The organism is Romboutsia sp., from assembly GCF_056995035.1.
The window spans coordinates 16,883-43,068 of the sequence record NZ_JBXKIW010000046.1; the positions used below are offsets into that span (position 1 = coordinate 16,883).

At 29.1% G+C, this 26,186-nt stretch carries 20 protein-coding genes and 1 tRNA gene; 3 read left to right on the top strand and 18 right to left on the bottom strand.

Features of this window, described 5'->3' with window-relative positions; genetic code table 11:
• Nucleotides 1-25: 25 nt before the first annotated feature.
• The 3 genes from AC11VW_RS06110 to AC11VW_RS06120 all read right to left on the bottom strand — a co-directional run bounded on the left by AC11VW_RS06110 (nt 26) and on the right by AC11VW_RS06120 (nt 4,860).
• Nucleotides 26-1,996: a molybdopterin-dependent oxidoreductase gene (locus tag AC11VW_RS06110; RefSeq protein WP_484300514.1), complete on the bottom strand. Its 1,971-nt coding sequence runs from the start codon at nt 1,994-1,996 to the stop codon at nt 26-28.
• A 124-nt stretch (nt 1,997-2,120) separates the two neighbouring features.
• Nucleotides 2,121-3,770 (bottom strand): DEAD/DEAH box helicase, encoded by a 1,650-nt coding sequence (locus tag AC11VW_RS06115; protein ID WP_484300515.1) that lies wholly within the window; start codon nt 3,768-3,770, stop codon nt 2,121-2,123.
• 130 nt (nt 3,771-3,900) lie between these two features.
• Nucleotides 3,901-4,860: a calcium/sodium antiporter gene (locus AC11VW_RS06120; protein WP_484300516.1), complete on the bottom strand. Its 960-nt coding sequence runs from the start codon at nt 4,858-4,860 to the stop codon at nt 3,901-3,903.
• A 314-nt stretch (nt 4,861-5,174) separates the two neighbouring features.
• Here AC11VW_RS06120 and pflB point away from each other — a divergent pair, with 314 nt between their 5' ends.
• On the top strand, nt 5,175-7,406 hold the full coding sequence (pflB, locus tag AC11VW_RS06125) for a formate C-acetyltransferase (protein WP_484300517.1): 2,232 nt from the start codon (nt 5,175-5,177) through the stop codon (nt 7,404-7,406).
• Nucleotides 7,407-7,780: 374 nt separating this feature from the next.
• Complete coding sequence (gene pflA, locus AC11VW_RS06130; RefSeq protein ID WP_484300518.1) at nt 7,781-8,521, top strand: pyruvate formate-lyase-activating protein; 741 nt, start codon at nt 7,781-7,783, stop codon at nt 8,519-8,521.
• Nucleotides 8,522-8,657: 136 nt separating this feature from the next.
• On the opposite strand, the gene thiI is transcribed toward pflA, so the two are convergent.
• Together thiI and AC11VW_RS06140 are read right to left on the bottom strand one after the other, a co-directional pair.
• Complete coding sequence (thiI, locus tag AC11VW_RS06135) at nt 8,658-9,830, bottom strand: tRNA uracil 4-sulfurtransferase ThiI (protein ID WP_484300519.1); 1,173 nt, start codon at nt 9,828-9,830, stop codon at nt 8,658-8,660.
• 114 nt (nt 9,831-9,944) lie between these two features.
• A complete protein-coding gene (locus tag AC11VW_RS06140; protein WP_484300520.1) occupies nt 9,945-11,096 on the bottom strand; it encodes a cysteine desulfurase family protein in 1,152 nt (383 codons plus the stop codon).
• 1,100 nt (nt 11,097-12,196) lie between these two features.
• Here AC11VW_RS06140 and AC11VW_RS06145 point away from each other — a divergent pair.
• Nucleotides 12,197-13,192, top strand: coding sequence for an asparaginase (locus AC11VW_RS06145; protein WP_484300521.1), 996 nt, complete (start codon nt 12,197-12,199; stop codon nt 13,190-13,192).
• A 91-nt stretch (nt 13,193-13,283) separates the two neighbouring features.
• Here AC11VW_RS06145 and AC11VW_RS06150 read toward each other — a convergent pair whose 3' ends face one another.
• The 13 genes from AC11VW_RS06150 to acsV form a co-directional block, all read right to left on the bottom strand.
• Entirely contained in the window at nt 13,284-15,326 is a 2,043-nt protein-coding gene (locus tag AC11VW_RS06150; protein WP_484300522.1) for an ATP-dependent helicase, read from the bottom strand.
• 442 nt (nt 15,327-15,768) lie between these two features.
• A tRNA-Ser gene (locus tag AC11VW_RS06155) sits at nt 15,769-15,859 on the bottom strand.
• 300 nt (nt 15,860-16,159) lie between these two features.
• Nucleotides 16,160-17,014, bottom strand: a complete 855-nt coding sequence (locus tag AC11VW_RS06160) for an ABC transporter ATP-binding protein (RefSeq protein WP_484300523.1) — start codon at nt 17,012-17,014, stop codon at nt 16,160-16,162.
• The gene (locus AC11VW_RS06165) at nt 17,014-18,096 is read right to left on the bottom strand and encodes a FecCD family ABC transporter permease (RefSeq protein WP_484300524.1); all 1,083 of its coding nucleotides are present in this window, start codon (nt 18,094-18,096) and stop codon (nt 17,014-17,016) included. Before AC11VW_RS06165 ends, AC11VW_RS06160 begins: the two co-directional genes overlap by 1 nt.
• Nucleotides 18,096-19,124, bottom strand: coding sequence for an ABC transporter substrate-binding protein (locus AC11VW_RS06170; protein WP_484300525.1), 1,029 nt, complete (start codon nt 19,122-19,124; stop codon nt 18,096-18,098). The genes AC11VW_RS06165 and AC11VW_RS06170 overlap by 1 nt, the downstream gene beginning before the upstream one ends.
• A gap of 155 nt (nt 19,125-19,279) precedes the next feature.
• Nucleotides 19,280-19,570: a hypothetical protein gene (locus AC11VW_RS06175; protein ID WP_484300526.1), complete on the bottom strand. Its 291-nt coding sequence runs from the start codon at nt 19,568-19,570 to the stop codon at nt 19,280-19,282.
• A 622-nt stretch (nt 19,571-20,192) separates the two neighbouring features.
• Nucleotides 20,193-20,501, bottom strand: coding sequence for a DUF8180 domain-containing protein (locus AC11VW_RS06180; RefSeq protein WP_484300527.1), 309 nt, complete (start codon nt 20,499-20,501; stop codon nt 20,193-20,195).
• Between the two features lie 13 nt (nt 20,502-20,514).
• A complete protein-coding gene (locus AC11VW_RS06185) occupies nt 20,515-20,931 on the bottom strand; it encodes a DUF3842 family protein (RefSeq protein WP_484300528.1) in 417 nt (138 codons plus the stop codon).
• A gap of 59 nt (nt 20,932-20,990) precedes the next feature.
• A complete protein-coding gene (locus tag AC11VW_RS06190; RefSeq protein ID WP_484300529.1) occupies nt 20,991-21,179 on the bottom strand; it encodes a CooT family nickel-binding protein in 189 nt (62 codons plus the stop codon).
• A 240-nt stretch (nt 21,180-21,419) separates the two neighbouring features.
• On the bottom strand, nt 21,420-22,235 hold the full coding sequence (locus AC11VW_RS06195) for a lipoate--protein ligase family protein (protein WP_484300530.1): 816 nt from the start codon (nt 22,233-22,235) through the stop codon (nt 21,420-21,422).
• 4 nt (nt 22,236-22,239) lie between these two features.
• The gene (gene lipS2 / locus AC11VW_RS06200; RefSeq protein ID WP_484300531.1) at nt 22,240-23,184 is read right to left on the bottom strand and encodes a LipS2 family lipoyl synthase; all 945 of its coding nucleotides are present in this window, start codon (nt 23,182-23,184) and stop codon (nt 22,240-22,242) included.
• On the bottom strand, nt 23,181-24,047 hold the full coding sequence (lipS1, locus tag AC11VW_RS06205; RefSeq protein ID WP_484300532.1) for a LipS1 family lipoyl synthase: 867 nt from the start codon (nt 24,045-24,047) through the stop codon (nt 23,181-23,183). Before lipS1 ends, lipS2 begins: the two co-directional genes overlap by 4 nt.
• Nucleotides 24,048-24,050: 3 nt before the next feature.
• Complete coding sequence (gene acsV, locus AC11VW_RS06210; RefSeq protein WP_484300533.1) at nt 24,051-25,979, bottom strand: corrinoid activation/regeneration protein AcsV; 1,929 nt, start codon at nt 25,977-25,979, stop codon at nt 24,051-24,053.
• Nucleotides 25,980-26,186 lie beyond the last annotated feature (207 nt).

Consider the following 26,186-nt stretch of genomic DNA (forward strand, 5'->3'; position numbering starts at 1 on the left):
TACTTTATCCTTCAATGAATTTTAACTACTTTTGTTTTATTATGTCTACGAAAGTTTCATTATAAGTAACTTGACCACCCATATCAGATATTCCACTGTTTGTTATGAAATTTGGATTACCATGTTTTTTCCACCATCCTGCATACATCTTTACAATATAGTCGCTTACATTATTATCGATATTCATTTCTACGCTTATTATATTATTTTTAGATTTCAGGTTTACAACCTCATTATTCTCTATATTTAAGTTTATTGCCATATTTTCATTAATATATGCTTGTGACATTCCTTTTTTATCCATAATATGTTGACTAGCTATTGCATCTCTAGCATGATTAGTCAATAGTCTAAACTTATTCTCTTTTTTTGAGCTTATGTATATAGGTGTTCCACTTAATCCATCTGTTTTAGCTTGTTTTGAATATAATTCATATTTTTTAGATAAAGTTTCAAATTCTTTATCTTCCCATGCTATAGTATTATGTATTGTAACATAGTCATTTTTAATTTTTTCTAAATCTATACCATATTTATTTAAAGGTTCTACTACTTTTGCTAAATATTCAACTTTTGATACTTTCGGATATTGTTTTAATTCCATGTTAGTTGCTAATTCTCTAAAGAAATAATATTCATCCATTAGTTTATTTTTAGGTTCTACAGCCTTTTCATTATAAGTTATATATGGATTAGTCATAGAACTAAAAATAATATCTTCACTCTCTAGTGTATTTGTACATGGTATAAATAAATCACAGGCCTTAGCTGTGTCTGTCATGAACATATCAAAGCATACTTTAAACTCTATTTTCGATATAGCCTTTTCTAATTCACTAAGATCAGCTAATTGATTTAATAAGTTACTTTTTGTTATAACTGCCATTTTAACAGGTATTTCATCTTTTCTTTCATCCAAGGAACTATTAATAAATCCACTTATTTTACTTACATAAAACGCTCTATTATTTGCATATTTTTCACTATTGTAAGGATCTAAGTTCAATACCTTTGGATACACCATATTTGCATAGTTTACTCCGCCTCCACTAAATCCTATTTGTCCTGTAATTGCAGCTAGAGCATCTATTGACCTTATTGTATTTCCACCATTTTTATATTTTTGCATTCCATATCCAATATAAATTGTGCTATATTTTTCACTATATAATTTTACCAATTCTATTATTTCTGTTTCTTCTACCCCACACTCACTTATTAAGTACTCTAAATCTAAAGTATCAATATAACTTCTAAATTCTTCAAATCCAAGTACGTAAGAACTTATAAAATCTACATCATATAAACTTTCATCAATTATTACTTTAGCCATAGCTAACGCTAGAGCACCATCTGTTCCTGGATTTATTCTTACATATTTATCTGCTACCTTTGCAGTTGAAGTAAATATAGGATCTATAACTATCAATTTGCTTCCATTTTGTTTTGCTTTATTTATCATTTGCATAGTATGTATAGTTGTATAAGATGGATTTTTACCCCATACAAATATATTTTTACTATTTAAAATATCATCTATTGAGTGTGCTCTTACATGCCCAAAATCATATTTTTGAGCTCTTATACCCGCACTCCAACAAGGTCCTCCTTTTGCAACACTTGCACCTCCATAAAAGTTGAAAAATATCTCTCCAATACTTTTTAAGATAGAACCATTACCATATTGTTCATAATACATGATCGATTTTGTTGAGTATTTTTCTTTATAATAATTTAATTTCTTCGATATTATTTCTATAGCTTTTTCAAAACTAATTTCATGCCACTCACCATTAATTTTTAAGAGTGGAGTGTATATTCTATCCTTATGATTTAATCTATCTAAGTGAGCTTTTCCCTTTTTACATATAAAACCTTTAGTATATGCGTGATTCTTATCACCTTCTATTTTTAATACGTTACCCTCTTCTACATATACATTGAATTTACAGGCGTCAAAACAGTCTAATGTACATCCATGACTTAATTTTTTCATGTAAGTTCCACCTCCTACGTATAATTATTACTCTTATATTAATTTTAACTTAATTTTTTGTAAAGACTATATTATTTTTAACGCAAAAAAGGCATGATTAAAATTAATCATACCTTTTTATTAATTAGTTCTTTTTCTTGTTAGCTTGTTCTATGTTTATTCTATTACCTTTTATTTGTATATCTTTCATTTTTTCTATAACTGCTTTTGCATTTTCCTTAGGAACTTCAACAAAAGTATATTTATCATATATATCTATTGATCCAACTAATTTACCTGGTATTCCAACTTCACCAGCTATAGAACCCACGATATCCTTAGCTTGAACTCTTTGATTTCTACCTACATTTATAAATAGTCTAACCATTCCTTCTTGAGCACCTGTAGTTCCTCTACGTTCTCTACGCTCACCACGTTCTCCACGGTCACTACGTTCTCTACGCTCTCTTGGCTTTTCTTCAACTATTTCTTTCTTATCTTCACCTAAAGCTAATTTTAAAAGTGCAGCAGCTATATCTACTGTACTATAATCCGCTTCAGAATCAGCACATAAGCTTTCTATCCATTGTAATTGCTTTGTTAAGTGTCCAGCTTCTATAACCTCTTTAACTTGGCTAAAGAATGCATTAACTTTCTTTTCTTCAACATCTGCTATTGAAGGTATTTCATGTTTAGCTAATTTACTCTTAGTATATCTTTCTATATCTCTCATTTTTCTCATATCTTTACCAAATACGAAAGTAAATGACATACCGTGTCTACCAGCTCTACCAGTTCTACCGATTCTGTGTACATAGTACTCTTCATCTTGTGGTAAATCATAGTTAAATACTGCCTCAACATCATCAACATCTATACCTCTAGCTGCAACGTCTGTAGCTACTAATATATCTATTGTTCCGTTTCTGAATTTATCCATAACTATATCTCTTTGAGTTTGCTTTAAATCCCCGTGTAATGCATCTGCAAAGTATCCTCTAGCTTGTAAATCACTAACTAATTCATCTGCTAATCTTTTTGTGTTACAGAAAACAACAGACAATTTAGGGTTATAAACATCTACTAATCTACATAATACTTCTAATTTATTAGATGATCTAGTTTCTATATAATATTGCTTTATGTTAGGAACTGTAAGTTCTTGTCTAACAACTTTTATATGTTCTGGGTCATTTTGATATTTTCTAGTTAAATCTAGTATCCCCTTAGCCATTGTAGCTGAGAAGAAAGTAGTTTGTCTTTCTTCTGGAGTCTTACTTAATATCATCTCTATATCTTCCCTGAATCCCATGTCTAACATTTCATCTGCTTCATCTAATATAACCATTTTTACTTTATCTAACTTTAATGTTTTACGGTTTATATGGTCTATTACACGTCCTGGAGTACCTATTACAACTTGAACTCCACTCTTTAATGATTTTATTTGTCTATCTATTGGTTGTCCACCGTAAACAGGTAAAGTTCTTACTCCGTGCATATATTTACCTATTTTCTTTATCTCAGAAGAAACTTGTATAGCAAGTTCTCTAGTTGGACAAAGTACTATTGCTTGTAAGCTTTTATCATTTTGGTCTACCATTTCTAGTATTGGTATACTAAATGCAGCTGTTTTTCCCGTTCCTGTTTGAGCTTGTCCTATAACATCTTTTCCTGATAAAATCACAGGTATAGACTGTGCTTGTATAGGAGATGGTTCTTCGAATCCCATTTCTATTACTGCTCTTTTTATATCGTCGTTAATTGGTAAATCTTCAAATTTTATTGTGTTCATATATTGTTTCCTTTCCGTATCAAATTTTCCTTGATCTATCCATTATATAATATTTTTAGGTAATATGCAATTAGTATTTTACCCCTCAAATATGTATAATATTCACGACGATATAAACTTAATCTTGATTTTATAAATCAATATACATTAAAGATAGTGTTGCTATATATGTAAAATATATTGTAAGCATTAATAGTCCTTGCCATCTATATAGTCTATTCTTTTTAATAGTAGGCAATATTAATGTAAGTAATAATAATATCATAAATGGAAAATCCACTTTCATTGTCTGTGATAATATAGGTATATTATTTGGTATGGCTGAAATTCCAATTACAGAAACTATATTTAATATGTTAGCACCTAAAACATTTCCTACTGATATTGCATGATGTTTTTTCTTTATTGCTGTTATAGCTGAAACCAATTCTGGTAAAGATGTTCCAAGGGCGATAACTGTAAGGCTAATTACTCCTTGTGGTATTCCTAAAACCTGTGCTATCTTAACTCCATTGTCTACAAGTAGTTTTGATCCTATTACCATCATCGCCAGCCCAGTTATAAAGAACATACCTATTTTTAATCCTTCTACAAATGCATTATTCTTTTTATTTCTCATTGCTTTATTATTTTCCTTATTATCATCTGCAACACTCTTATAATTGGTATACATATATATACCTAACATTACTAAAAGTATAATTCCATCTTTTCGATTTATATTTCCATCTAATCCTAATAATATCATCGTTATTACTGATATCATGAGTAAAGTAGACTTTGAGAAAAACATTTTTTTATCTACTTTAAATGGACTTATAAATGCTACTAGTCCTAAAACCAGACCGGTGTTACAAATAATTGAACCTATCGCATTACCTAAACTTATAGTTGTATGACCATCTATCGATGCAAATAAAGATACTGTTAACTCCGGTAATGTTGTTGCAAAACTTACTATTGTAGCTCCAAGCATCAATTCAGATATATTAGTTTTCTTTCCTATTATTACTGTGTAGTTTATAAATATATCTGCTCCCTTGGTAATTAGTATAAAACCCATCAAAAACAGTAATACTATAATGAACATAAAATCCCCCCCCCTATATATAAATAGATATTCAAAATTTATATATATATGCTATAGGTTTTTTTAGTTTTACATTAAAAATTTATTGTGTTTTTGTTTAAGCATATAGTGAGGGGGTATCTATATAAATATAAGACGTTAAGATAAAAGTTAATTCTCTTAAAATCGACAAATTTTTAAACAAATATTGTATACAAAATACTAACTTTATGATATGATGGTCTTGTTTAAAAAATATCTAGCTAGATTTTATATATATAACATTAATTTTACAAATAAAATTTAAACCTGACTTAACTAAGGAGGCTATTCAAATGAATGCATGGCAAGGATTTAAAGAAGGTAGATGGACTAAAGAAATAGATGTTAGAGGGTTCATCCAAGCAAACTACACTCCATACGAAGGAAATGATTCTTTCTTAGCTGGAGCTACTGAAAATACTAAAAAATTATGGGATAAAGCTATGGTTTTATTCAAGCAAGAAAGAGATAATGGCGGAACTTTAGACGTTGATGTTAATACTGTATCTCTAATAAATGCTTACGGAGCAGGTTACTTAGATAAAGATTTAGAAACTGTTGTTGGTTTCCAAACTGACGCTCCATTAAAAAGAGCTGTTATGCCATTTGGTGGTATAAAAATGGTTGAAAGTTCTTGTAAGTCTTATGGATATGAATTAAATCCTGAGATAAGTGAAATATTCTCTAAATATAGAAAAACACATAACCAAGGTGTATTCGATGCTTATACTGCTGAAATGAGAGCTGTTAGAAAATCTGGTATAGTAACTGGATTACCTGATGCTTACGGTAGAGGTAGAATAATAGGAGATTACAGAAGAGTTGCGTTATATGGTGTTGATAAATTAATACAAGATAAAAATCATCAAAAAGATACTTTAGACGTTTGTACTATGGATGAAGCTGTTATAAGATCAAGAGAAGAAATATCTGATCAAATAAAAGCTTTACAAGAATTAAAGAACATGGCTATGACTTACGGATTCGATATATCTAAGCCTGCTACTAACTCTAAAGAAGCTGTACAATGGTTATACTTCGGATACTTAGGAGCTATAAAAGATCAAAACGGAGCTGCAATGTCATTAGGTAGAACTTCTACTTTCTTAGATGTATACTTCGAAAGAGATTTAGCTGCTGGAACTATAACTGAAGAAGAAGTACAAGAAATAATGGATCACTTCATAATGAAATTAAGAATGGTTAAGTTCTTAAGAACTTCTGAGTACAACGATTTATTCTCTGGAGATCCAACTTGGGTAACTGAATCAATCGGTGGTATGGGTGTTGATGGTAGAACATTAGTAACAAAGAACTCATTCAGAGTTTTAAACACTCTTTATACTCTTGGAGCATCACCAGAACCAAACTTAACAGTTTTATGGTCTACTCAATTACCAAAAGGATTCAAAGATTTCTGTTCAAAAGTATCTATAGATACAAGTTCTGTTCAATATGAGAACGACGATTTAATGAGATCTTACTGGGGAGATGACTACGGTATAGCTTGTTGTGTTTCTGCAATGAAGATAGGTAAGCAAATGCAATTCTTCGGAGCTAGAGTAAACTTAGCTAAAACTTTATTATACGCTATAAACGGTGGGGTTGATGAAAAATCATTAGCTCAAGTTGGACCAAGATTCGAACCAATAACTTCAGAATACTTAGATTATGATGAAGTAATGGCAAGATTTGAACCATTCACTGATTGGTTAGCAAACTTATATGTAAATACATTAAACGTAATCCACTACATGCATGATAAGTATTCTTATGAAGCATTAGAAATGGCTTTACATGATAGAGATGTATTCAGAACTATGGCTTGTGGTATAGCTGGTTTATCAGTATGTGCTGATTCATTATCTGCTATAAAGCATGCTAAAGTTAAGACTATAAGAAACGAACAAGGTATAGCTGTTGACTTCGAAATAGAAGGCGAATACCCAATGTACGGAAACAACGATGATAGAGTTGACTCTATTGCTTGTGAATTAGTTGAAAGCTTCATGAACAAAATAAGAAAGAACAAAACTTATAGAGATTCTTACCATACTCAATCAATACTTACAATAACTTCAAATGTTGTTTACGGTAAGAAAACTGGTAATACTCCAGACGGAAGAAGAGCTGGACAACCATTTGCTCCAGGTGCTAACCCTATGCATGGAAGAGACAACAGTGGTGCATTAGCTTCATTAGCTTCTGTTGCTAAATTACCATACGAACATTCTCAAGATGGTATATCTAACACATTCTCTATAGTACCAGGTGCTTTAGGAAAAGATATGTCTGAAAGAGTTAACAACCTATCAGCAATGATGGATGGATACTTCGGAGATGGAGCTCATCACTTAAACGTTAACGTATTTGATAGAGCAACTTTAGAAGATGCTATGGAACATCCAGAGCAATACCCTCAATTAACTATAAGAGTTTCAGGATACGCTGTAAACTTCATCAAGTTAACTAGAGAACAACAAATGGACGTTATAAACAGAACATTCCACGGAAAAATGTGCTAATTATAGAGTCTAAATTCTTACATCAGACAGTTTAATAATCAATAATCAAAGTATATAATTTTTTAGAGTGTAAGTCTCATCAACTTACACTCCTTTTTTTATTTTAAATTTCAATTTTTATTACTCCTTGCCCACTATAATATTTATTTCTTTTATATATAATTTAACTCAATAAATAATTAAATTCTCAAAATTTAAAGTTTCAACGTTGAAGTTTTTGGATATAATATAAAATATTAGAAGTTAATCAGTTCCATAGTTTGTGTAGACATTGTATGGATAATATCATATAATATATTTGTAATTCATTATTGTATACAGTATATTATATATTTAAATAAATTAATTTAAAATCAACTTATGAGGTGAACATTATGATTAAAGGAAGAGTACATTCAATAGAAACATTTGGGACAGTTGATGGTCCTGGAATAAGATTCATACTATTTATGCAAGGATGCCAATTAAGATGTAAATATTGCCACAATAGAGACACTTGGGATACTAAAGGCGGAAAAGAATATACAACAGATGAAATAATCAATCAAGTACTTAAATATTCTTCATATATGAAATTCTCCGGTGGAGGTATAACTGTATCTGGTGGTGAGTCTACATTGCAACCTGAGTTCTTAACTGAATTATTTGCTAAGGCTAAGAAAAATAAAATACACACTTGTCTAGATACTTCTGGATTTGTAAATATAGATATAGTAGATCCAATACTTGATAATACTGACCTTGTTTTACTTGATTTAAAACATATGGTAGAAGAAAAATCTAAAGACTTAACTGGTGTTGGAATTGAAAAGTCATTAAAGTTAGCTAAGCACTTAGATGAAAGAAATATACCAGTTTGGATAAGACACGTTCTTGTTCCTGGTATTACAGATGATCTTGAGAACTTAGAAAAATTAGGACAATTTGTTTCTTCTTTAAATAATGTTGAAAGATTTGAATTATTACCTTATCATACTCTAGGTGTTCACAAATGGGAAAGTATGGGTATAGATTACGAACTAAAAGATGTTGAAAATGCATCTTCTGAAGATATTGAAAAAGCAGTAAAAATAATAGAAAAATTCGGTGTTAATGTATTTAATAAAGCAAAATAATTATTAACATATCAAAAAGGAAGTCTAATTTAATTGGACTTCCTCTTTTTATTAATTTTATGACTTAATTAATAATTATTAAAAAACTAGTCATGCATTTAATCTGTACGATTAGACTATTAATTATTTTATCTAATTAAAACTCTAAATCTTCTACTTCTATATTATCTATTGCATCTTGTATTAATCTTTCAATATCTAAGACACTTTCTGATTTTTCTATTCTATCCAATCTTGGTTTAGTTACTGGTTTCTTAGGAGAAAATACTGTACAACAATCTTCTTCTGGTAATATAGATGTTTCAAATGTTCCTATTTTTTGAGCTATATCTATTATTTCTGTTTTATCCATAGCTATAAGAGGTCTAAATACAGGTATATTTACAGATGCATCTGTACAAGTTAATCCTTGTATCGTTTGAGATGCTACTTGCCCTATACTTTCTCCTGTAACTAAAGCTTCACAGAATCTCTTCTCTGCCACTCTTTGTGCTATTTTCATCATGAATCTTCTTGATATTATAGTCATTTCTTCATCTTTACATTCTAGTCCTATAGCTTTTTGTATCTCTAACATATTAACTTTGTGTAATCTAACCCTTCCACAATACTTAGCTAATATTTTAGCTAAATCTCTTACTTTTTCTTGAGATTTTTCACTTGTGAATGGGTAGCTATGGAAATGTATTGCTTCTAATTCCATACCTCTTTTAGCAACCATCCATGACGCTACAGGACTATCTATTCCTCCAGATAATAAAGACATTGCTCTACCATTAGTTCCAAGAGGTAATCCTCCATATCCAGCAACAGTATCACTATATGCCATAACATGATTTTCTCTTAATTCACACTTTATTTTAATGTCTGGATTTCTAACATCAACTGCTATTCTATCTTTAACTTGAGATACTAAATATCCACCTATATCTAAGCTCATTTCTTGAGAAGTTAATTCAAAACTTTTATCTCCTCTTCTTGATTCAACTTTGAAAGACTTAGCACCTTGTTCTATTTTTTCTTCTAACATTTGTAGTGCTAATTCTTTTAATTTATTATAATCTTTTTCAGCTCTTATAGCTGGACAAACTCCTACTATACCGAATACTTTCTTTACTTCTTCTATTATTTCTTCATAATCATAGTTTTCTAAATCTACATAAATTCTTCCATATTCTTTATATACTTTAAAGTCACCTATTGGCTTTAGCATATTCTTTACATTTTTTATTAACTTATTTTCAAATATGTATCTATTTTTACCCTTTACACCTATTTCTCCGTATTTAACTATTAGTATATTATACAAATGTGTCACCTCTTATTTTTATTTAGTCAAAGCCTAATATATTTAACATTATGTTGATAATTTTGAGCAACGGGCCCGTTTTTTAGGCCATTGGCTGCATGAGCGAATCGAATTTTATCTTCTTCTTATTATCATTCTTAAATCACTTATTGATTCTTTTACTATTTTTACAGCTTCTAATATTTCTTCTTCTGTATTTAAGTCTGATAAACTAAATCGTATAGCTCCTTCTATTTCATCTGGAGTAAGTTGCATTTCATTTAATACATGGCTTCCCTTTTTCTTTGATGAACAAGCAGATCCTGTTGATACATATAATCCTTTTTGCTCTAAATAATGAAGAAGAACTTCTCCTTTTATTCCTCTAAATGAAATGTTTAATATATGGCATACTCCATCTTCTGGAGAATTTAATTTTATATCATCTATATTCTTTACTATCTCATCTTTAAGTAAGTTCTTTAATTTTTCTATTTTTTCTATCTTAGAATCTAAATCTTTACTTATTATGTTTATTGCTTCTCCTAAACCATATATTCCTGGTGTATTTTCAGTACCTGATCTTATTCCTATTTCTTGACCTCCACCTGTTAACATAGGCTTTAATCTATTATTCTCTTTTATGTACATAAATCCAATACCTTTAGGGCCATGGAACTTATGTCCACTTACACTCATAAAGTCTATATTATATCTTGATGGTCTAAAATTAATTTTTGAAAATGATTGCACTGCATCTACGTGTAGATATATTTTTTCACTTAGAGATTTAAGATATTTTCCTATTTCTTGTATAGGTTGTATCGCTCCTACCTCATTATTAACATGCATTATACTAACTAAGCATGTAGTAGGTTTTATAGCTTCTTTAAATTCATTTATATCTATTTTTCCTTCTTTATCAACTTTTAGGTATGTCACTTCAAGTCCTTCACTCTCTAAATCTTTAAGTGTATTTAACACTGAAGGATGTTCTATAGTTGTAGATATTATATGATTTTTTCTTTTTTTGTGTAAATTGACTACACCTCTTATTATAGTATTGTTAGCCTCTGTGCCTCCAGATGTAAAATATATCTCTTTATCCTTGGCTCCTATTGATCTGGCTATATTTTGTCTTATTGACTTTATATTTTTCTCAACTTCAGTACCTTTTCTATGTAGTGAAGATGGATTTGCATAATCTGTATTAAGTGCATAAACTACTTTATCTATCACTTCTTGATATGGTTTTGTTGTAGCACTATTATCTAAATATATCTCCATATATTGCACCAACTTTCTATTCTATGTAACTTTTATATATAAATAGTAACTTTCTAAATTCCTTAGATTATCATTAATCAATTTACTTGTATTTATTGTTTCCAAATTTATAGCTTATTTATCAAAACAATAAAAAAAAATCATATTATACTATATTAATTCTAAATCATACTATATTTAGCATTATTAATGTAAATAATTATAATTTTAAATTCAAAATATTTACATTACAGTTAAAATTCATATCCTTTTATTATACCACTTTCTAATATAATTTTTAACATTTAATGAGTAATATTAACAAATATGTATAATAATTATTACTATATTATATAGTCTATGTATATCAATAAGATATTTTAGATTTTTTTGTAGAATTTTATAATTTTACAATATTTACCTCATAATGTATTGCTTTTTATGTCGAATTTTGATATTATTTATTTAAGGTTATCCCCCTGATAACCTTAGTAAAATCTCTATTCCCAATACCCCTTTTAAATGAGTATTTTTTATTCATTTATAGCCTACTTCACAATCGGAAATGAAGTAGGTTTTATTTTTTTGTTAAATATTTTTATAAAGAGTTTTATTATATAGCTCGGCTATAGTTTTATTTAATCAAAATTCTACAAATAATTTCATTAATATACTTTTTACGTATATAATTAATTAATAATATTTTTTTAAAAAAAACTATTGCTTTTTATGTCGAATTTTGTTATTATTAATACATGGTTATCCCCCTGATAACCTTAATTAAAATCTCTATTCCCAATACCCCTTTTGAACGGATAGACTTTATATCCATTATGTTAAGTTGACAACGGAAGTCAGCTTATCAGAAAAAAAAGAGCTTCCCCGAGCTCTTTTTTTTTATGCATTAATACTTATTCGATTTATATATAACTTATAATCATTAATGCATAATCTTTCCCATGAGCCTTACTTATAGGTTCTTGGTATCTAAATATTAAATCTCAATTAAAAATAATTTGTTATTTCTTAATTTAAAATTTAACACAATAGACCTATATAGGTTTTCTTTGATATAATTTAAATACAATATAGATTAATATATCTTAAAGGAGACTATATATATGATTAAAAAGAAAAAAGTTGCAATAGTTTTTACAGGTGGAACTATATCTATGACAGTAGATAAAAAAATTGGTGCTGCTATACCTACTTTATCTGGAGAGCAAATCATGTCAATGGTAACTAACATTGATAGAGTTGCTGAAGTTGAAGTTCTTAATTTTGATGAAATACCTGGCCCTCATATTACACCGCAGAGGATGATGGAGCTAAAGGATTATGTGAATAATTTACTTATAAGAGAAGATATCGCAGGCGTTGTTGTTACTCATGGCACTGATAGTTTAGAAGAAACTGCTTATTTCTTAGATTTAACTATAACTAGCATAAAGCCAGTTATAGTTACAGGAGCTATGAGAAGTAGTTCTGAGCTTGGATACGATGGTCCTAGCAATTTATCCGCAGCAGTTTGTACAGCTATTTCTAATGAATCTGTTGGTAAAGGTGTTCTTGTTGTCTTAAATGATGTGGTTATGCTAGCTTCTGAAGCTACTAAGACAAATACATTATCATTAAATACATTCCAAGCTTTAGGGTCTGGTCCTTTAGGTATAATAGATTGTAATGAGCTTGTAGTATCTAAAAATGTCAGTTCTAGAACAATTATTGACACTGACAAAGTAGAATCAAAAGTTGCTTTATTCAAAGCTGCAGTTGGAATGGATGCTGATTTTATAAAATTAGCTACTGATAACGGATATAAGGGAATCGTTATAGAAGCTATGGGTAGAGGAAATATACCTCCTCAGATGTTTGAAGGTGTAAAATATGCTAGAGAAAATAATATACCAGTTGTTATAGTTTCTAGATGTCATTCTGGTAGAGTATTTGATAGTTATGGATATTTAGGTTCTGGAAGAGATTTAAGAAACCTTGGGTGTATATTTGGTGGAGATCTTCCAGGTCAAAAAGCTAGGATAAAACTTATGTTAGCTTTAGGAAAAACAGATGATTTAAATGAAATAAAAGATTTATTTGAAAAAGGTATTTATTATTAAATACTTATGAAATTAAATAAATACTTATTAATCAATTTATAAAAACCTCTTTAGAAATCATAATTATGATTTTTAAGGAGGTTTTTCTATTTTATATTTTCCATATCATTCCATTAGCGAGACAAACTTTATAATCAAGTAATCTATCTCCATCTTTAAATCTTACCTTAATAGAGTCTCTTTCTTTTTGTATAATTGTGCCCTCTTTAAATCTCTTATGATATATCTTATCTCCTATGGTTGTATTTTGTATCTCTTTATTAGTTGGAGCTTTTATATCATCAATAAACCTTGATTTAGACACTTTCTTACCATATTTGTTAATCGGGGAACTTATATATAAATTTTCTTCTGCTCTTGTAATAGCTACATACATAAGTCTTCTTTCTTCTTCTATTTGCTCTGTCTTCTTTTTTTCATCATCTATATCATAAGACTTTTCATGCGGAATAGTTCCTTCATTTGCTCCTATTATATATACATTTTTAAACTCTAATCCCTTTGCACTATGCATAGTTGTGAAAATTACACCATCTGTATCTTTTTTGTTTTTGTTGTCTATAAGTTCTGATTTTACTCTTTCTATATGATCCATGTATTCCTGTATAGTTTTAAAATTGGTAGCTGAACTTTCTAGTTCATTTAAGATTTCTACTAGACCATGGGCTTTTATCTTTCTATTTGAGCAGTAATCTAGTATATATCTGTCATAATCTAAACTTGTCCTAATATAAGATATAGCATTCTTAGGATTTAATGTTTTTAAATAACTTAAATCTATTTCTAAATCATTTATAGTCTTTACTTGCTTAGGATGAAGATCACATTTATTTATTAATGCATTTATAAAATCTGATTCTTCTTTTATCATATTTACATTGTCTTTAGAAATATATCTAAAAGGCTTATTTATAATTCTCACCCAATCTTTATTAGCTTTTGGATTTATTCCTATTCTTAAATATGCTAGAATATCTTGTGATGCCCAATGGTCATATATTGTAACTACAGAGTCTTTTACCACAAAAGGAATTCTCATATCCATAAATATATCCACAAGAGCTCTTGATTGTACATTAGTTCTATATATTACTGCAAAGTCAGTATATTCTACGTAGTCTTTTTTTATTTCTTCTAAAATCTCTTTAGCAATGAATACCGCTTCCTCTTCTGAATCCTCTGGAGATACATAATTAACTCTAGCTCCTTCACCTTGACTACACTTTATAACTTTTTCATATCTATTTTCATTTTTTTCTATAAGCCTATTTGCTACATTTATTATTTCATTTTTAGATCTATAATTAATATCTAATAATACCTTTTTAGTATCTTCGAAATACTGTTGAAATTCTAGTAAAAAATCTGGTCTTGATCCCCTAAATCCATAAATACTTTGGTCTTCATCTCCAACTACAAATATATTATTTCTAGGATTAGCTATTAATTTAAGTACCTCAAATTGCACCTTATTTATATCTTGAAACTCATCCACAAGAATATATTTATACACGTTACGAATCATATCTAATGCTGACTTGTTATTTTGTAATAAGTGATATGTTTTTATTAACATATCATCAAAATCAATCTTATTTATCTGATCCTTATGTTCTTCATATAAATTGTAAGTTTTTATAAATTCATCACTACTTAATATTTCAGACTTAAAATCTCTTTTCTCCATTAATTCATTTTTCACATATGATATTTCGTTTATAACTTGACCTACAGTTTCATCATCATCTGCATTCTCTACATTCAGACTCTTAAGAATACCTCTTAAAACTAACCTCTTTGACTTTTCATCAAAGATACTGTCTATGTTATATTTTTCAAAATATCTTAAAATCCTAAAAAATACAGAATGGAATGTTCCATATGTAACCTTATTCATTCTATAGTCTTTACTTAAGCTTAATGCTCTATTTTTCATTTCTATTGAAGATGCCTTAGTAAAGCTTATTGCAAGTATGCTAGTCGGCTTTATCTCTTTATTTACAACCATATTAGCAATTCTATATGTTATTACCCTAGTCTTACCCGACCCAGGACCTGCAAGCACCATACAAGGTCCATCTATATGATTTACCGCTGTTTGTTGATTCTCATTTAATTTATCTACACTTATCATAAACTACCACCTTGAAGTATTATTTGTTATTATATATCCAGTTTTTACACCTTAGAGTTAGATATAATTTGTTATTTATATTAATCTTACTTATGTTTTTAAATATATTTAATTGATAGACTTGAATAATCTAGTTCATGTATAGCTAAATACTATTATAATATAGATATACTAAATCCTATTAAACTCTTTAAAGAAAATTTATCCTTTTATGATTGTAAACTAAAAAACTTAGAAAAATACATAGAAATTAATAGATAAGATATCCTATGCACAAAAGAAAGCGTTGAGTTATGTAAGTAATTCGTATGTAGTCAAATCCTTTGTATAACTATTTAATTCAAAAATAGCTAAAATTCTTATATAAAAGATTTAGCTCCTTAATAATTATTTTTACTATATCGCATAAAAAAAGACTATCGATTAATCGATAGTCTTTTACTGGCGGAGAAGGAGGGATTCGAACCCTCGCACCAGTTACCCAGCCTATACCCTTAGCAGGGGTACCTCTTTAGCCACTTGAGTACTTCTCCAAGTTGTATTTCTTTATAAGTAAATTATACTATTAATATTTAGTTTAGTCAACGCTTAATTTATTAAAAAGTAAATTTATTTCCTAAATTCTCAGTTTAAATCATATAAAACATATATTATATATTAATCAACTGAAAGTAATGTATTTGCATCAGTTACTTCCTTAATAATTTCATCCGTGTTCTATAATTTAAATTTATTTATTATGATTGAAGACGGTTGCGCTAAAACTAAGTCAACAACTAATGTACATACTGTTAGTTAAATATAAAAAGATTAGCTAATATTAGCTAACCTTTTTAGTTTATATGTTCATGATAATGTGCATGCTCACAACTAAACTCATCTTCATGAACATGATCACGTCCCACTCCATTAACATGCTCATGAGTATGCATAAATGAAACTTGTAGTTTTTTATTTATAGGATTAACTCCAACATAAGCATTAACTCCAAACACTTCTTTTAACATTTCTGACGTTATTACTTCTTCTACAGTTCCAAATTTTGTAACTTGCCCATTTTTCATTACTACTAAATAGTCACAATACATAGAGGCTATATTCATATCATGTATAGCTGACAATGTCGTTATATTAAGGCTTTTAACTAAATCCATAAGCTGTATTTGATAACCTATGTCTAAATGATTTGTAGGCTCGTCTAATATCAAAAAATCTGTATTTTGAACTAAAGCTCTAGCAATTAATGTTCTTTGTTTTTCTCCCCCCGACAACTTTGAGAAACTTCTATCACTATAATCATCTAGCCCTACCTTTTTTAGCATATCTTTAACCATTTGTAAATCATTTTTAGAATAATCTTCAAACATAGATTTATATGGATAACGTCCCATTTTTACTATCTGCTCAACAGTAAAATCAAATTGAGAGCTACCTTCTTGTGCTAAGACTGCAATTTCTTTTGCACATTCTTTATCTTTCATACTAGATAATTCCTTATCATCTAATCTAATGCTCCCACTCGATGGTTTATGAAGCCTATATATGTTTTTAAGTAAAGTAGATTTTCCACATCCGTTTGGTCCTATAACACCTATAAACGCCCCTTTAGGAACATCAAAAGAGATGCCTTTTAATATTTCCTTTTTATCTATACTAAATCTTAGATTTTCAACTTGGACTTTTTTCATTAATCCTTTCCTCCGAATTCATAATTTTTCTTAGAAATTAGGTATAAGAAGAACGGTCCACCAACTAATGAAGTTATTATTCCTATTGGTATTTCTATCGGAGGGAAAAGCGCCCTCGCTACAACATCTGATAGTATCAAGAATATTGACCCTACTAAAGATGAAAGTATTATAAGTTTTTTATGGTCACTTCCCGCTATCGTTCTACATATATGTGGAACTACAAGACCTATAAATCCTATAGCACCAGTTATGGCAACCAATGTTGATGTAAGGAATGTAGCTAGTATTAATATTACTGATTTTACAAGCTTTACATTTATACCAAGTATTATTGCATTGTCATCTCCAAGAAGTAATATATCTAAAGATTTAGACATTACAAATGCTACCATCATAACTATAACTAACACTATAAATGGAAGTAATAATACCTCCCATTTTGCACCGCCTAAACTACCTATTGTCCAGAACAATGCACTCTTTGCTTGATTAGAATTATCTGCTGAGTATATAAGTAAGTTAGTAAGTGCAGAGAATATTGTAGATATTGCCATCCCTGAAAGTACCAACCTTGTTGTAGATGTAGTTTTACCCATTTGAGTACCTATTGCAAATACTAAAACTCCAGATATCATAGAACCGATAAATGCTCCAGTAGTTATACTATTTATTCCAAGTGTAGATATTCCACCAAGTACTATAACTGCAACAGCACCACAAGATGCTCCAGAAGATATACCTAATATATACGGTTCTGCTATTGGATTTTTTGTCACACATTGCATAAGCACACCGCAAATAGCAAGACCCGCTCCACATATAGCTCCTAAAAGAACTCTTGGAAATCTTATTTCCCATATTATATTCTCAAACATAACATTCCAATTCATTTCAAACATATTTTCATTTGACAGCTTATTAAGTAATACCTTGTAAACTACTCCAGGTTCTATATATGTACTACCTACAGCTATTGCACCTATTATTGCAGCTAGTAAAACAACGCTAAGTGCTAAAGTCCAAAATAAGAAACCTTTCTTTTTAGAAAGGTTCTTAGTATTTTGTGCTACTACTTCCATTACTTACTTTCTCCAAAGAAGTATCCATGCATTTCTTCTACAAGTTTAGCATTTCTAATACCTGGAGATAAATCTGCTAATTTTACAACATGTATTTTATTATTTTTTATAGCTGATACATCTTTAAGTGCTGGATGGCTCTTTAAAAAATCTATTTTATCTTGAACTGGTTCCCCTGCCATAAAATCAGTTACTAATATAACTTCAGGATTCTCTGCTACTATACTTTCCCAAGAAACATTTATATATGGCTTATCTGCGTCCTTACCAAATACATTTTTCCCTCCTGCAAGATCTATTAAGTTATTTGCAAGCCCTGCACCTACTATCATAGCATCATTTTCACCTGAATCATAAACCATCATCTTAACTCTGTCTTCTTCTTTAATGTCTCCAACTTTATCAGTCACAACTTTTATATCACTTTTCATTTTATCTATAACTTCTTTAGCCTTATCTTCAACTCCAAATATCTTTCCTAATAACTCAAAATCTTCATAAACTGTTTCTACTGTTGCATCTGCTGTATAAGCTTTTGCCATAAACGGAGTTATATCTTTTTTTATAAGTTCATCAGGTGCTCCTGTAGTTTGTTCACTTATAGAAGAGTCCCATCCACTAACAAAGTCTGCACCAGTAGCCATAAATCCTTCTTTTGATACAGAGTGATTTTCTCCTATTTCAAGTTGAGGTATCTTATCATATTCTTCTTTAAATTCTGGTAATATTGGATTATCTAAAAGAGCAGTTCCAGTTATTCTATCCCCTAAATCTAAAGCCAGTAGCATCTCAGTCATAAATTGCGATAATGTAACTGCTTTTTGACGTGGAGTCTCTACTTTAACGTCATAATCTTTCGCTGCATCTGAGTATACAAACTCTACTGGTTTGAAGTTACTTGCTTCAACCTTAGTTTCTGTTTTTTCACCATTTTCTTTGTTTTTAGATGAACACCCTACAACATTTAAAGTTAATCCTGCTATTGCTAATACTACTAAAAATCTTTTTAAACTTTTACTTTTTACCATAATATTTTCCCCCTCAAATTTTCGTATTGCTTGATATTTACATAAAATAAAAAACCATGAAGTTATATAAGGGCACAATAAATACTCCTCTTAAAATATAAACCTTCATGGTTTTGATTTAATTTCTTAATTAAATTATTTTCATTATCTAATTCTTATGCATGAGTATGTTCATGGTCATTTGTGTGAGCATATCCATGTTCATGTGTGTGTCCGTGGTCATGGCTATGAGTCCCTGTAAATCCATCTTCATGATTGTGGTCATGTCCTTCACCATTTGTGTGGTCATGTCCTTCACCATTTGCATGGTCATGTTCATGTCCGTGGTCATGTGTATGTACATGATCTTCATGATCATGACTTCCACAACAATCGTCTCCTCCGTTTCCACAACATCCATTTATATGTGGATTATGGTGAAATCTAAAATTATTTCTTCCTAACATAGTCGCCCCTCAAATGTATGATAAGCGCTTTGAAATGCTTCGATATCTCTTTACCAATTTAGTATACATTCCAAAATTTTCCAAGTAAATACCTTTTATACTTTACAGAAAATTTAATTTTATACAAAATAATAGATTTTTATATTTTTTTTAGTATTTTTCTATTTCTTTTTTATTGAATTTATCTTATTGTATTTCTTTTTAAAATAAAAATATAATAAATTATTTATTTTTATTTAATTGTAAAATCTTTTATATTTATATGATATTTTGTCTTATATTTTAAGTTGAATAATCTATATATTTATTTTATACTTTAATTGTTAGTACATATTGATATAAATTAAGTATTTGAAAATACTTGTAGAAAGTCAGAAGACTCCATTCTTCTGGCTTTTTTTATTTCTATTATGAAAAGTTAACATTTTAGTTTATATTCTACTTTCCCCAAAAGTAAGAATCTTACAGATTTTAAAGATGAGCTAAATGCTCATCTTTTTTCTTTTCAAGTTTATATATTGGAATTGAAATGCCAACGAAAGTTTATGCTATCAAATTCTTAGTATATAAAAAAGAGGATAGATTTTTAATAATTTAATCTATCCTCTTTCTTATTATATATTTACATATGTTTTTTAGCTTCTAGTAACATCTCATTAGCTTGTTTCATATATTCAATAGCCTTTTCTATGCTATTAGCTGTTTCTTCTTTTCCTATAGCTCTAGCTTTATCTACCCACTCTCTAAATCCTTCTTCATGAGTTTCATTGTGATTTACCCAGTGAAGTAATAATATTTTCAAAGTTTTTTCATCTTTATTTTCTATACTATCTCCGTGAGAATGTGGATGTACATGGTCATGTGCATGTCCATGTTCGTGGTCATGATCATCTGCGTGATGGTATCTTACTGTATCATTATTAAATAACATTATTTTTCCCCCATTATTTTATATTAAATTCCTTTTTAATTACTTTTATAGAATCTTTAACAAGTAATGCTAGAGGTTTATTTTCTAGCCCTACTAACTCTATGTTTTCTGGCATTATTGGTAACAGTATCTTCAAAGCTTCACAATCTGCTACAGCTTCACTTATTTTACACGTTACTTCTCCCATCATAGAATTTGGCATTACTGCTGATATAGGTGCCACTACTATATTTGCTTTTTTTACTGATGTTATAATGGCATTTTCTCCTGTTGCTCCTTTGTTAGCATGAGCTTTCATCATTGCACTAGTTGCAATTGAATTTGTACCCAATGCATATATATCTATGTATGTAGGTAATTCTTCTCTCAAATTGGATACTACCTGAGCACCTATTCCTCCACCCATTCCATCTATTACTGCTATTATCATATGTTTCTTCCCCTAATATCTCTTTTAGTCATTTTTATTAATTGTAAAGTTTATAATTACTACTCTTCTGATATTATTATCTTATGGTCCATTAATCTTATTTCTTTTATCTTTCCATCTACTATTTTTTGATCTCCTAATAAATCTGTTAAATAAACTTTTCCTTCAAGCGGATCTACACTTACTACGTTCTCCATAACTCTTTCTAATTTATCATCTTTTAATACATATGCTGCTGATTCACACATACTGATCCCCTCCATAATTTTCACTTTATTTGTTTTTTAGTATTATTTTTTATATTATTTAATTGTTTATCTTTCTTAAATTCTATCAAATAATATTCTTTTAGTAAACGTTTTTTCATATAATCAAAAAGAGGCTTCTTCATGTATTTCAATACATTAAAGAAACCTTCATGATTCCAAAATTTACTATTTATTTATACTTTGAGTATATCACTTTGATTTACATAAAGTCAATTAATTTTATCTTTTTTTGTTATACTCATCACTTACATATTTTTCATATAAACTTTTTGTTATGTTACATTCATACTCAGTTAAATCCTCTTCTATAAACTCCACATTAAAATGTTCCTTTATTCCTTGGATTAAGTTTTTTTCAAGTTCATCTACATCTAATTTTATATTAGTTTCATTTTCTATTCCACTAGCTTTTTTAGCCGTAAAGTTTATTAATCTCTCTTTTCTTTCTAGACTTTCTGTTTTTATAATCTCAAACAGTTTATTTACATCAAAATCTAGTATTATAGAACCATGTTGCAATATAATTCCATCTTTTCTACTTTGAGCACTTCCTACTACTTTCTTTTTATTAATAGAAATTTCATAAGATGCATGTGCATTAAAACATGCAGCTGATAAATTTTCTCTTTCTATTTTTTCCCCTTTATTTAACTCATCTGTATATACTCCACATAAATTTAAACCTTTTACTAAACCTTCACTTATAAACTTATATGATTTAGTTATACTACTATCCATCAGAGGATTATTTTCTCCAACTATTATGCTATATGTTAATTCATTGTCGTGAAGTACTGCTCTTCCTCCTGTAATTCGTCTTACACAATCTACATTGAGTTCCATACATTTATCTAAATCTATTTCATCTTCAAGCTTTTGAAAATATCCTATAGTTATACATGCAGGGTCCCAATTATAAAATCTAAGAGTAGGTTTTACTTTACCTTCTTTATGTGCAATCATTATAGCTTCATCAATTGCCATATTCATTGCTCCATTATATGATTTGCTTCTTATTACTCTCCACTTGTCCATATTCCTATCCCCCTAGATTCGTTTCCTTTATAGCAAGTTTTATTTCATCTTCATTTAAACTTCTTGAGTAATTATAAATAGTACTTCCAGGCCTTTCATTATAATAAGGTCTATTACAATTTTTACATCCTCTTATCTCAAAAGGATATCCACTTTCTATATCTTTTCTTATTTCATTATCTAAATTTATATTTTCTACATATCCATTTTTAAAAATAAAATTATCACCTGTATATCCTTTATTTATCATGTACGTCATAAGTTGAACTCTTCTATAACTTTGTATAGGAGGTTGACTTATTTTCTCCATTTTAGTCCCCCTAACAGGAGTAAATGCAAACAAGCTTACAGTTACATTGCTCTCTTTTAAATATATGTACAGGTCATGTATATCCTTATGAGACTCCCCTAGGCCAACGATTATATGAGTACTTATCTTACCTTTATATTTATGAGCCATACTACTTATAAAATCTAATTTTTCTTCGTAATTATTACCTTTTATATTTTCATATAACTCTTTATTTGCTGCATCTATAGCTATTCCTATTTTATCAACGCCATACGAGAAGAATCTTTCAATATCTTCACTTTTTTCAAGTTTAGCAGATAAAGATATTGGAATATTTATTTTATCTTTAATATAAGATATAAATTCTTCCACTGTTTCATGTGCATCATTACTTGCCATAGATTGAATACACATTCTCTTTATATTTTTATCTTTATAACCTTCAAATGCTTTCAAAATATCTTCCTTAGAATATTCAGGCCAAATTACCCTTGAAAGCTTGTCCTTCCTTGCACTACTTTCTGTTGACTGAGAACAAAATGCACATTTATTGCTACACTGGTCTCCAATCATTATATATGCAGTTGTCGGAGGTATATCACTTTTCTTATTTAATAATCCAAGCTCTATTGCAGTTCCCAAAGATAATCTAATCATAGTACACAACACTCCTTAGTTTCTAATGTATTCATATTCATCTCTATTGCTTTGTTCTTTGCACTTCTAGAGGGTAGTACTATCTTGTTAACTCCACACATTAGTGCTAACTCATCTAAATCTTTTCTATATTGCCCTCTAGGTCTCATACATCCTAAATTAATTTCTGTATTAGGTAGATTAATTCTAGCTTCACAAAGAACATCTGCTACTTTATCTAAATCTGGCGGACTTACATTTTCATATTCAGTATTTTTTGTTGGTATTAATACTATGAACGTGACTTTCTTAGGTGAATTTTCTGATAAATAATTTATGATTTCGTACTCCCCTTTGATTTCTCCACCTTTTAAACCTATGCATATATGTGGTGCAACTTCTGTATTTTCTTTTATACTTTCATATACTCTTATATAATCGTCTTTTGTTTTATCAATTTTGTATACTTCTTTTATAGTGTCTTTATCGAATACTAAATCAAAAGATACTATATCAATATACTCACATACTGTTTCAATAGTTTCTTTACTCATGAGACCTAAATGAGCATTTAATTTATATCCTTTTTCTTTAAGCTGCTTTATTGTGTCTAGATGTCTATTTATCGGAACATCTCCTTCAAAACTGCATCCTCCACTTAATAGTATACTAGTTATATTTTTTGATTCTATTTTAGTATCATAATCATCTATAGGTGTCATATTTTTCAAGTAGTTCCCATTACAGTGGGCACAACTTAAATTGCATCTATCATTAGTAGTACTAATAGCTAATGTTTCATTTGGGTATGAGAACTCTATCTTATTTCCAAAATTACTATTTTTAATGCCCATAGCTCTTTTCATTTTAGAAGTTAATTTCATAGTTTACCCCTCCAATAATGTCTTAACAGTAGGGAATTGTTCTATATTTGTATGAGGTAAGAAACATGCTGATATAAATTCATCCATATAAGACGGATAGACACTTAGCTCAACATACGTCATTTCATTTCCTATCTCTTTTAACTTATTTTTTGCACCCTTGCTTATTAAAGCAAGATAAGCACCAACTAAAGAACTGTTTCCTATATACGAAAATTTTTCTCTATCTATATCTGGAAGTAATCCTATTAGAATTGAATTTTCAATATCTAAGTTATTTCCTATTCCTCCAGCTATATAAACTTTGTCTATAACGCTAAAATCCATCCCTAAGCTTTCTATAAGAGTTGCAGCACCTGAATATATTGCTCCCTTTGCTCTTATAAAATTATCTATATCAATTTCAGTTACTGTTATATCATTTTCTAAGTTATGCTCTTCTTTAAATGCTAATACATATTCTCCTATTTCATATTCATTAAATCTAACTCTTTCATTTTTTAAATCTCTATGTATCTTCCCTCTTCTGTCTATTATTCCTGTAAGTAACATTTTACATATTAAATCTATTATTCCTGAACCACATATCCCTAGAGGTTCACTATCTCCTATTATTGTAAGTTGTGGTTTTAAAGTTTCTTTATCTATATTAACTTTTTCTATAGCACCATTTGACGCCCTCATTCCACAACTTATTCCTCCACCTTCAAATGCAGGACCTGCAGAACAAGCACAACTCATCATATAGTCTTTGTTACCAAATACTATTTCACCATTAGTTCCTAAGTCAATAAATAGTATGTTTTCTTCAGTTGCCCAAATGCCTGCTGATAATGCTCCGGCTGTAATGTCTCCTCCTACATAACTTGCTACAGATGGAGCTAGGTAAACGTATGCACTATTATTAACATTCAGTCCTATATCTTCGCCCATTAGCTTTGGTGATTTTAAAAATGGTGGTATGAATGGTTCTTGTCTTAAATAATCTGTATATACTCCTAAGAACAAACTAGACATAGTTGTGTTTCCTGCTATCACAAGAGTTACTACATTGTCTTTATTTATATCGTTTCTTATGTATAGAGACTCTAGTAACGGATTTATTGTTTCATCTATTACTGCTTTATTTAATTGTTCTAATCCGTTTTTCTTTGTTGAGTATATTATTCTATGTATAACATCTGCTCCATATTTTATTTGTGCATTTCCTGACGATGCTTTATCTACAACTTCTTTAGTATATAAATCTACTAAACAAACTACTACTGAAGTTGTACCTATATCTATAGCAACTCCATAAAGTTTATCTTCTGTGTTACCTTGCTCTATATTTAATATTGTTATTTTATTTTTCTTTTTTACATAAGTTATTGTTACTTTAAAATTACTTCCTCTAAATATTACAGGGAGCTTTCTAAGTAATTCTAGCTTGAAATCTATTTCATCAAATCCTAAATTATTTCTTACATGTCTTTCTAATCTATCTACATCACTTATACTATCATCGATAGTCGGCTCATCTAGCTCTATATAAGTTTTAACTATATTTGTTTTGAATTCAAGATTGTGTGTTTCTATTATATTTTTAGCTCTATCAAAAATTTCCTTATCCTTCTTCTTGTCACTGCCTTCTATTTTCATACCATGCATAGACGATGATAATTTAGAAGGAACTTCTATTTCTATATCTTCTATTACATTCGTATTACATGCTAATATGTATCCCTGTTCCCATTCTTCATCTTTTATATGTAGTGTTTTTTTAGTATCTACTTTTCCTTTTAATAATTTTACTTTACACTTTCCACAAGATATATTTCCATTACATGGTGCGTCTATAAATATATTGGAATTCCTTGCAACTTCTAATAATTTATCCCCTTTGTTACAGTAAACTTCTTTATTGTGTGACTTAAAATTAACTTTTATCATATCCATTCCCCCCAATACTTTTTTCTAATATAATTTTACCATAAATTAACTTATAAGTACTTAAATTCATCCTATTATAAATCCTTTTTAATATTTATCCTTTATTAATTTATTAAATGTATATGTTATAATTTTATAAATTTAAATACCTATACTAATCAAAAAGAGTATAGTAGATTTGTGTGCGATCAAATCTACTATACTCCT

Bases quoted from the DNA above. Each gene is read 5' to 3' on its own strand.
- AC11VW_RS06170 (WP_484300525.1), bottom strand. From the start codon at position 19,124: ATGGTAAAAAGTAAAAGTTTAAAAAGATTTTTAGTAGTATTAGCAATA.
- acsV (WP_484300533.1), bottom strand. From the start codon at position 25,979: ATGATAAAAGTTAATTTTAAGTCACACAATAAAGAAGTTTACTGTAAC.
- AC11VW_RS06185 (WP_484300528.1), bottom strand. From the start codon at position 20,931: ATGATAATAGCAGTAATAGATGGAATGGGTGGAGGAATAGGTGCTCAG.
- AC11VW_RS06195 (WP_484300530.1), bottom strand. From the start codon at position 22,235: ATGGACAAGTGGAGAGTAATAAGAAGCAAATCATATAATGGAGCAATG.
- AC11VW_RS06145 (WP_484300521.1), top strand. From the start codon at position 12,197: ATGATTAAAAAGAAAAAAGTTGCAATAGTTTTTACAGGTGGAACTATA.
- lipS2 (WP_484300531.1), bottom strand. From the start codon at position 23,184: ATGATTAGATTATCTTTGGGAACTGCAATAGAGCTTGGATTATTAAAT.
- AC11VW_RS06160 (WP_484300523.1), bottom strand. From the start codon at position 17,014: ATGAAAAAAGTCCAAGTTGAAAATCTAAGATTTAGTATAGATAAAAAG.
- AC11VW_RS06190 (WP_484300529.1), bottom strand. From the start codon at position 21,179: ATGTGTGAATCAGCAGCATATGTATTAAAAGATGATAAATTAGAAAGA.
- AC11VW_RS06175 (WP_484300526.1), bottom strand. From the start codon at position 19,570: ATGTTAGGAAGAAATAATTTTAGATTTCACCATAATCCACATATAAAT.
- AC11VW_RS06150 (WP_484300522.1), bottom strand. From the start codon at position 15,326: ATGATAAGTGTAGATAAATTAAATGAGAATCAACAAACAGCGGTAAAT.
- AC11VW_RS06115 (WP_484300515.1), bottom strand. From the start codon at position 3,770: ATGAACACAATAAAATTTGAAGATTTACCAATTAACGACGATATAAAA.
- pflB (WP_484300517.1), top strand. From the start codon at position 5,175: ATGAATGCATGGCAAGGATTTAAAGAAGGTAGATGGACTAAAGAAATA.
- AC11VW_RS06110 (WP_484300514.1), bottom strand. From the start codon at position 1,996: ATGAAAAAATTAAGTCATGGATGTACATTAGACTGTTTTGACGCCTGT.
- AC11VW_RS06120 (WP_484300516.1), bottom strand. From the start codon at position 4,860: ATGTTCATTATAGTATTACTGTTTTTGATGGGTTTTATACTAATTACC.
- AC11VW_RS06140 (WP_484300520.1), bottom strand. From the start codon at position 11,096: ATGGAGATATATTTAGATAATAGTGCTACAACAAAACCATATCAAGAA.
- AC11VW_RS06180 (WP_484300527.1), bottom strand. From the start codon at position 20,501: ATGTTATTTAATAATGATACAGTAAGATACCATCACGCAGATGATCAT.
- pflA (WP_484300518.1), top strand. From the start codon at position 7,781: ATGATTAAAGGAAGAGTACATTCAATAGAAACATTTGGGACAGTTGAT.
- AC11VW_RS06165 (WP_484300524.1), bottom strand. From the start codon at position 18,096: ATGGAAGTAGTAGCACAAAATACTAAGAACCTTTCTAAAAAGAAAGGT.
- lipS1 (WP_484300532.1), bottom strand. From the start codon at position 24,047: ATGAAATTAACTTCTAAAATGAAAAGAGCTATGGGCATTAAAAATAGT.